Origin of the sequence: Mesorhizobium sp. M0909 (assembly GCF_040319515.1) — a bacterium.
Lineage (GTDB): Bacteria > Pseudomonadota > Alphaproteobacteria > Rhizobiales > Rhizobiaceae > Mesorhizobium.
In genome coordinates, this window is record NZ_JAMYOA010000017.1 from 114,305 (window position 1) to 121,382 (window position 7,078).

Here is a 7,078-nt window from a genome sequence, read left to right on the forward strand (position 1 = left end):
GAGAAAAAATGCAGAAGCGATTCCAGGGAAAAACGGCGGTCATCACCGGCGCCAGCGGCGGCATTGGGGCGGCAATGGCCAGGCGCTTCGCCGCGGAAGGTGCCGCGGTCGTCATCAGCGCCATCGACGCGCGCGTCGATGAGGTTGCCGCCGACCTGAAGGCTGCGGGCGCCAAGGTCGCATCGCTGCGCATGGACGTGACCAGGAAGGACGAAGTCGTCGCCCTCTATGACCTGGCCGAGCAAGAGTTCGGCCGCGTCGACATCTCCGTGCAGAATGCCGGCGTCATCACCATCGCCAGGATCGAGGCGATGACAGAGGCCGAATGGGACAAGGTAATGGCGGTCAACACCAAGGGCGTGTTCCTGTGTTGCCAGGAGGCGATCGCGCGCATCCGCAAGCACGGCGACGGCGGCCGGCTGATCAACACCGCATCCGGCCAGGCGCGGCAGGGCTTTATCTACACGCCGCATTATGCGGCCTCGAAATTCGGCGTCGTCGGCATCACCCAGAGCCTGGCCAAGGAAGTGGCAAAGGAGAAGATCACCGTCAACGCGATCTGCCCCGGCATCATCGACACCGACATGTGGGCCTATAACGACGCGGCGTGGGGCAAGCTGATGGGCGATTACAAGCCCGGCGAACTGATGGCCGAATGGGTGAAGAACATCCCGATGGGCCGCGCCGGCAGCGGCGAGGATGTCTCCGGCCTGGTCAGCTTTCTCGCCAGCGACGATGCGGCCTACATCACCGGGCAGACCATCAATGTCGATGGCGGCCTGATCATGTCGTGAGGTACGACACAGGCCAACGTTCCATCCGCTGGGATGTGAAAGCCGGTTCGCCGCATTCAGGCTGCCCGGCGGGCCCGTGCCAATCCATGTTCCACGAGCCGATCGATGATTTCGGAATAGCTGACGCCGCTTGCCGCCATTGCCTTGGAATACATGCTGATGTCGGTCAAGCCGGGGTTGGTGTTGATGTCATTGACCAGGAACTGCATGTCCGGCGTCAGAAAGAAGTCGACGCGTGCCATCCCGTCACAGCCGACGGCTCTGAAATCCGTGACGGCGGAAGTGAAGACCGGCGACCCGCGCGTGCTAGAATGCCTCCTCGATCCACTGATGGAGATGACTGATGGGGCGTTCCATGAGCGGTGAACGACAAAGTTTAATCACGGTCGCTGTCATTCGCGCCGAGTTCAGGCGCGAGTTCAGGCGGCTAAACTGATGGGGTCGCGAGATGCGTCGCCCAGCGGAGGTACGATGATGAAGTCAACGCGGTTTGTCGTATCTCTGTGGCTTTTGGGGCTGCTTTTCGCCATTGCTCTGTTTTCTCCTACTGCGTCGCAAGGGGGTGCTCTTGAGGCGGAGGCTGCTTTCAAGGCGGGTAATTACCAAGTTGCATATAAGGAATGGGAAGAGCTTGCTGAAAACGGTGACGCCATCGCTGAGTTCAACTTGGGGTTCCTCTATTCAAGGGGACTTGGAGTCTCGTTGGATTACTCCAAAGCTGCGGAATGGTGGACGAAGGCGGCGAAGCAAAATATGGCCGTAGCACAGGTCAGTCTCGGCCTTCTGTATTCTTGGGGTGAAGGAGTTCAGCTAGATCACGAAAAGGCGGCTGAACTTTGGCGCAGTGCAGCGACACAAGGAATACCTGAAGCTCAGCAATACCTCGGATACGTGTACCTCATTGGTAAAGGTGTGCCAAAAAGCATTAATGAGGCTATTTTTTGGTTCACGAAAGCCGCAGAACAGGGGAACGTCGACGCTCAGGTTAATTTAGGCTCGATTTATCTCAGTGGTACAGACGTCGATAAAAATACAGACCTTGCGTTCCTTTGGTATAATAAGGCCGCAAAGCAAAATAACGCGAAAGCACAATATAATATAGGTTTGATGTATCTGAAGGGTGTCGGAGTTGAGAGCGACACAGCACTCGGAATGGAGTGGCTAAAGCGCTCTGCTGCACAAGGCCACGAAGGCGCAAAAAAAGCACTTATCCGCATTCAGCCAGAACTGCAGAAGACGTCACCGTAATTTTCAAGTCCATACACTGCAAACTATTAAGTATTAAACAGAGGGATTCAGAGATATGGGCGGCAGTTTTTTTGGTAATCGAAATGGCGGATACTTGGGTGCGGGCTTTAGCGTAAACGATGGAGGAACCGCCGGCAGTTTCAACCTGAGCACTGGATTAGCTCAAACATCACTTTCATATAGTCAAGACGGAACGATTACAGGTTTTGCGGGTGCGGGCATAGGCTCAAGGGTGAATACGAGTGCGGGGGTTCAGGCAGACTCAAACGGCAGATTTGGAATTGCAGCCGGCGTAACGGCGAGCTACGCGCTTAATCCCGCCGTGTCCTTGTCTGATGGCGCCTGCAGCCTCTAGTCCACGTATGATTTGGTTACTAGACCGGTAACCTTGGCTTTTTTCGAACCGATTTATGGTCGATGCTAAAATTGGGCAGCGATGTTATTCGTTGCGAGACATGAATGTTGGTATATATAATTTCATCCCATGAAACGGCTCTGGCGAGATGGGTTCGCCAGGCCGACAGCTGAGATCATGGGACCTTGATGGCTCGCACCTTTCAGAGCGCCGCCAGACCGGCGATCGATCCGCGGACTGCCTTGTCAGCAATCCATCAGCAGCCATGACACGGTCCCCTCCGGCACATCTTCACAAAATTGGGCATCATCCGCTCTGCGCCGCTTCAGCGCCGGCAGCATTGTGGCGCCAACGCCCTTGCGCAACGACCAGCTTTTCCAACACAATCAAAAAAAGACGCAAGAAGGGAACGAACGATAACTTCACCAGAGCTTGACAGGAGAACAAGCATGTCACTTCGGAGCATGATTTCGAGTTTCTCAATGGGAGCCTTAATACTTGCCGCGGCGGGCGCGCTGACGTCTTCGGCCTATGCGGCAGCGCCGGAATCCAACGACCCGATCAAGATCGCGCTGTTCGACTGGACCAGCGTCAATCTGAACGCCAAGATCCTCGGCGGCATCCTCGAAAAGCTCGGCTACACCGTCGAGTACCCGACCGCCGACTATCTCTCCAGCCTGACCACCGGCCTGACCAATGGCGACATCGATGTCGGCCTGGAATTCTGGGACACGACGGCCGGCGAGGCGATGAAGGCCTCGGACGCGACGGGCCAGACCGAACGCCTCGGCAAGCTCGGACCCAAGGCCAAGGAAGAATGGTGGTTTCCCGAATATATGAAAGAGAAATGCCCCGGCCTGCCGAACTGGGAAGCGCTGAAAGACCCGAAATGCGCCGAGGCCTTTTCGACCGCCGAAACCGCGCCGAAGGGGCGTTATCTCGGCGGACCCGTGACATGGGAAGGTTTTGACGACGAACGCGTCGAGGCGCTGAAACTGCCCTTCACCGTCATCCATGCCGGCACCGATGCGGCGATGTTCGCCGAACTGGACTCGGCCTATCAGCGCAAGGCGCCGATCATGCTGTGGATCTATTCGCCGCATTGGGCGCCGGCCAAATACAAGGGCGAATGGGTCGAATTTCCCGACTATACGCCGGAATGCTACAACGACCCGAAATGGGGCGTGAACCCCGATGCCAAATATGACTGCGGCAAGCCCCATGGCGAGATCTGGAAATATTCCTGGGCCGGCATGAAGGACAAATGGCCGGTCGCCTACAAGGTCGCGAAAAACTACACGGTCGATACCGACGAGCTCAACAAGATGAGCGGCGAGATCGATCTCGAAGGCAAGACGCCGGAAGATGTCGCCGCCGCCTGGATCGCCGCCCACGAAGCCGACTGGAAAGCCTGGGCCGAGTGACCGTCTGACTGGAAACGCGACGACCCGGCCATTCAGGGCCGGGTCTCGATCCCTATTCCAGAAGGACGGTTGAATGAGCGATACGATTGAACAGGCGGCGAAAGCCGGCAACGATGCACGCCCGATAAAGCTTGCCTGCCGCAATGTCTGGAAGCTGTTTGGGGCGGACGCGGCCAATTTCATCCGCCGACGCGACGGCAAGGCCAGCCTGGCGGACATCGCCGCCGCCGGGCTGGTTGGCGCGGTGCGCGCCGTCGATCTCGAAATCCGCCAGGGCGAGATCTTCATCATCATGGGACTTTCGGGGTCAGGCAAGTCGACGCTGGTGCGCTGCATGTCGCGGCTGATCGAGCCGACCCACGGCAAGGTCGAGTTTGAAGGCAAGGACCTGCTCAAGATTTCCGATCCCGCGCTGATCGAGCTGCGACGTCACCGAATGGGTATGGTGTTCCAGAATTTTGCCTTGCTGCCGCATCTCAACGTACTGGAGAACATCGCCTTCCCCCTCGGTATCCAGGGGCAAGACCGGCCGACGCGCGAGAAGCGGGCCCGTGAAGTCATCGAGCTGGTCGGCTTGCGCGGTCGCGAGCATTTCTATCCGCGCGAGCTTTCCGGCGGACAGCAGCAGCGTGTCGGTATCGCCCGCAGCCTCGCCACGAAGCCGGAAATCTGGTTCCTGGACGAGCCGTTCTCGGCCCTCGATCCGCTGATCCGCCGTGAGATGCAGGACGAGTTGATGCGGCTGCAGACCATGCTGCACAAGACGATCGTCTTCATTACCCATGATTTCGACGAGGCCATCCGGCTGGCCGACCGGATCGCCATCATGAAGGACGGCGAGGTCATCCAGATCGGCACGCCGGAAGAGCTGGTGGTCAATCCGACGACCGACTATGTCGCCGAATTCACCCGCGATGTCGATCGCGCCAAGGTGATATCGGCGCGCAGCCTGATGCGCGCCTGCGACGGCGCCGAGTACGGCGGGACGGTCGCGCCGGATGCCAAGATATCAAGTTTTTCGGCTGATATCGTCTCTGCCGGCAAGCCCTTCGCGGTGGTCAACGGCACCGGAAAGCCGATCGGCGAGGTCACGCCGCAGGCGGTGATCGATCTTCTCGCCGGCATAGAACGTCGTGGGGCCGGCGCATGACAGTCACGGCAAGCGCCAGCGCAGCGAGGCCCCGGCCGATTCAAACCTGGCTGGCGATCTGGGCCTGCGCGATCGCCGCCGTGCTTATCGTCTTCCTGCTGCAGGAAAGCCTGCCCTGGGCGGTCAATTACCCGGCCGGCGCGATCGTTCCTGTCGCAGATTGGGTCGGTGCGCTGATGAACTGGGTGAAGTCGAACTTCTCCTGGCTGACCCGCTCGATCACCGCGGTGCTCGGCGTGCCGCTCGATTTCGCGCTCGCTCTTCTGGCCAAAAATTTCAAGATCGGCCATGGCGCCGATATGGTCGTGTTGCCGCGCCTGTCCTGGGTCGGCGTCTGCGCTGCCGCCTACCTTGCCGGACGCGCGGCCGGCGGCTGGAAGCTGGGTGCGCTGGCCGGCGGCTGTTTTCTCTACATCGCGCTGTTCGGGCAGTGGACCAGCGCCATGCTGACGCTGGGCTTAATCTCGATCGCTGTGCCGTTTTGCATTGTCACCGGGCTGTTCGCCGGCATCTGGGCATGGCGCAAGCCCTGGGCGGAGAGGCTGTTGATCTCCCCTGCCCTCGATCTGATGCAGACGATCCCGACCTTCGCCTATCTCATCCCGATGCTGCTTCTGTTCGGCAACAGCCCGGTCTCGGCAATGATCGCGACGGCAATTTTCGCGACGCCGCCAATGGTGCGGGCGACGATGCTCGGCCTGTCGCGGGTGCCGTCGGAGATCGACGATTTCAGCGAGATGGCCGGCTGCACGGCACGGCAGAAGCTGTGGCGGGTGCTGTTGCCGTCGGCACGGCCGACATTGATGGTCGGCGTCAACCAGGTCATCATGCTGGCGCTCAATATGGTGATCATCGCCTCGATGATCGGCGCCGGTGGGCTCGGCTATGACGTGCTTTTGGCGTTGCGCGCGCTCAAGGTCGGCGAGGCGATGGAAGCTGGCCTCGCCATCGTCGCACTGGCGATTGCACTCGACCGGCTGAGCCAGGCGATCGCGCACAATCACGCCAAGGGAAATGTCCGCCATCAGGCCGGCACCAGCTTCTGGCGGCGTTATCCCAACCTGACGCTGGCCGTCGCCATTCTCACCATCACCACGCTGCTCGGCCTGTTCGTGCCGGCCTTCGCCGCGGTGCCGAAAGCCATCACCTTCACCACCGCGCCTTTGTGGAAGACGGCGGTGAACTGGATCACCATCAACTTCTTCGACACGATCGAAGCGTTCCGCGTGGCGCTTATCCTCAACGTGCTGAACCCGGTGCGCGCCTTCTGCGAGGGCTTTCCGTGGCTGGGCGCGGTTTGTCTCCTTGGTCTTGCCGGATACCAGCTCGGCGGCTTCCGCCTCGCCGCCCTGGTCGCGGCATTGACAGCGTTCTGCGCCGTCACCGGCCTTTGGGAAAAGACCATGGCGACGGTCTATTTGTGCGGCATCTCGGCCTTTATCGCTTGCCTCATCGGCATTCCGATCGGGCTGATGGCATCGCGCAGCGACCGCTTCGAAAAGACCGTCACGCCGGTCATCGACACGCTGCAGGTGCTGCCGTCGTTCTGCTTCATCATTCCGGTGGTGATGCTGTTCAGGGTCGGCGACGTCACCGCGATGATCGCCACGGTCGCCTTCGCCGTGGTGCCGGCGATCCGCTACACCAATCACGGCATCCGGCAGGTGCCGCCGGCGCTGATCGAGGCGGCGAAGGTGTCCGGCTGCACCAAGCGGCAGACCTTCTTTCGCGTGCAGCTGCCGCTGGCCCTTCCAGAGATCATGCTTGGCGTCAACCAGACGATCCTGATGGCACTGGCGATGATCATCATCTGCGCCATGGTCGGCACCCGCGATCTCGGCCAGGAGGTGTTCATAGCGCTGTCCAAGGCCGATTCCGGCCGCGGGATCGTCGCCGGCCTGGCCATTGCCTTCATCGGCATCGTCGCCGACCGGCTGTTCAACGCCTGGACGGCGAAGGCTCGCGCAAGGCTGGGATAGTCCGGAATAGGACGGCCTCAGGAAGCTGCCGCCAAGCGCGCCGCTAGAGCGGTTCCTGATTTGACGGAATCGAAGGGGATTCCCGATCAGTCGGTTCTGTGATTCAAGATGCTGGCTGGAGTGGAGGC

The 7,078-nt window shown here is 60.1% G+C and carries 5 protein-coding genes and 1 pseudogene; 5 read left to right on the plus strand and 1 reads right to left on the minus strand.

Features of this window, described 5'->3' with window-relative positions; genetic code table 11:
* Nucleotides 1–8: 8 nt before the first annotated feature.
* Nucleotides 9–794, plus strand: coding sequence for an SDR family oxidoreductase (locus tag NKH83_RS24075; RefSeq protein WP_352807858.1), 786 nt, complete (start codon nt 9–11; stop codon nt 792–794).
* A gap of 56 nt (nt 795–850) precedes the next feature.
* On the opposite strand, the pseudogene NKH83_RS24080 reads toward NKH83_RS24075, so the two are convergent.
* A pseudogene (locus tag NKH83_RS24080) lies at nt 851–1,072 on the minus strand (D-alanine--D-alanine ligase A); the annotation flags it as partial.
* Between the two features lie 193 nt (nt 1,073–1,265).
* Here NKH83_RS24080 and NKH83_RS24085 point away from each other — a divergent pair.
* The 4 genes from NKH83_RS24085 to NKH83_RS24100 all read left to right on the plus strand — a co-directional run bounded on the left by NKH83_RS24085 (nt 1,266) and on the right by NKH83_RS24100 (nt 6,950).
* Nucleotides 1,266–2,042 (plus strand): tetratricopeptide repeat protein, encoded by a 777-nt coding sequence (locus tag NKH83_RS24085; protein WP_352807859.1) that lies wholly within the window; start codon nt 1,266–1,268, stop codon nt 2,040–2,042.
* Nucleotides 2,043–2,846: 804 nt separating this feature from the next.
* Nucleotides 2,847–3,821, plus strand: a complete 975-nt coding sequence (locus NKH83_RS24090; protein ID WP_352807860.1) for an ABC transporter substrate-binding protein — start codon at nt 2,847–2,849, stop codon at nt 3,819–3,821.
* A 73-nt stretch (nt 3,822–3,894) separates the two neighbouring features.
* On the plus strand, nt 3,895–4,971 hold the full coding sequence (locus tag NKH83_RS24095; RefSeq protein WP_352807861.1) for a quaternary amine ABC transporter ATP-binding protein: 1,077 nt from the start codon (nt 3,895–3,897) through the stop codon (nt 4,969–4,971).
* Entirely contained in the window at nt 4,968–6,950 is a 1,983-nt protein-coding gene (locus tag NKH83_RS24100) for an ABC transporter permease (RefSeq protein WP_352807862.1), read from the plus strand. Before NKH83_RS24095 ends, NKH83_RS24100 begins: the two co-directional genes overlap by 4 nt.
* Nucleotides 6,951–7,078 lie beyond the last annotated feature (128 nt).

Coding starts and splice junctions, on each gene's coding strand:
- NKH83_RS24075 (WP_352807858.1), top strand. CDS start 9: ATGCAGAAGCGATTCCAGGGAAAAACGGCGGTCATCACCGGCGCCAGC.
- NKH83_RS24085 (WP_352807859.1), top strand. CDS start 1,266: ATGATGAAGTCAACGCGGTTTGTCGTATCTCTGTGGCTTTTGGGGCTG.
- NKH83_RS24090 (WP_352807860.1), top strand. CDS start 2,847: ATGTCACTTCGGAGCATGATTTCGAGTTTCTCAATGGGAGCCTTAATA.
- NKH83_RS24095 (WP_352807861.1), top strand. CDS start 3,895: ATGAGCGATACGATTGAACAGGCGGCGAAAGCCGGCAACGATGCACGC.
- NKH83_RS24100 (WP_352807862.1), top strand. CDS start 4,968: ATGACAGTCACGGCAAGCGCCAGCGCAGCGAGGCCCCGGCCGATTCAA.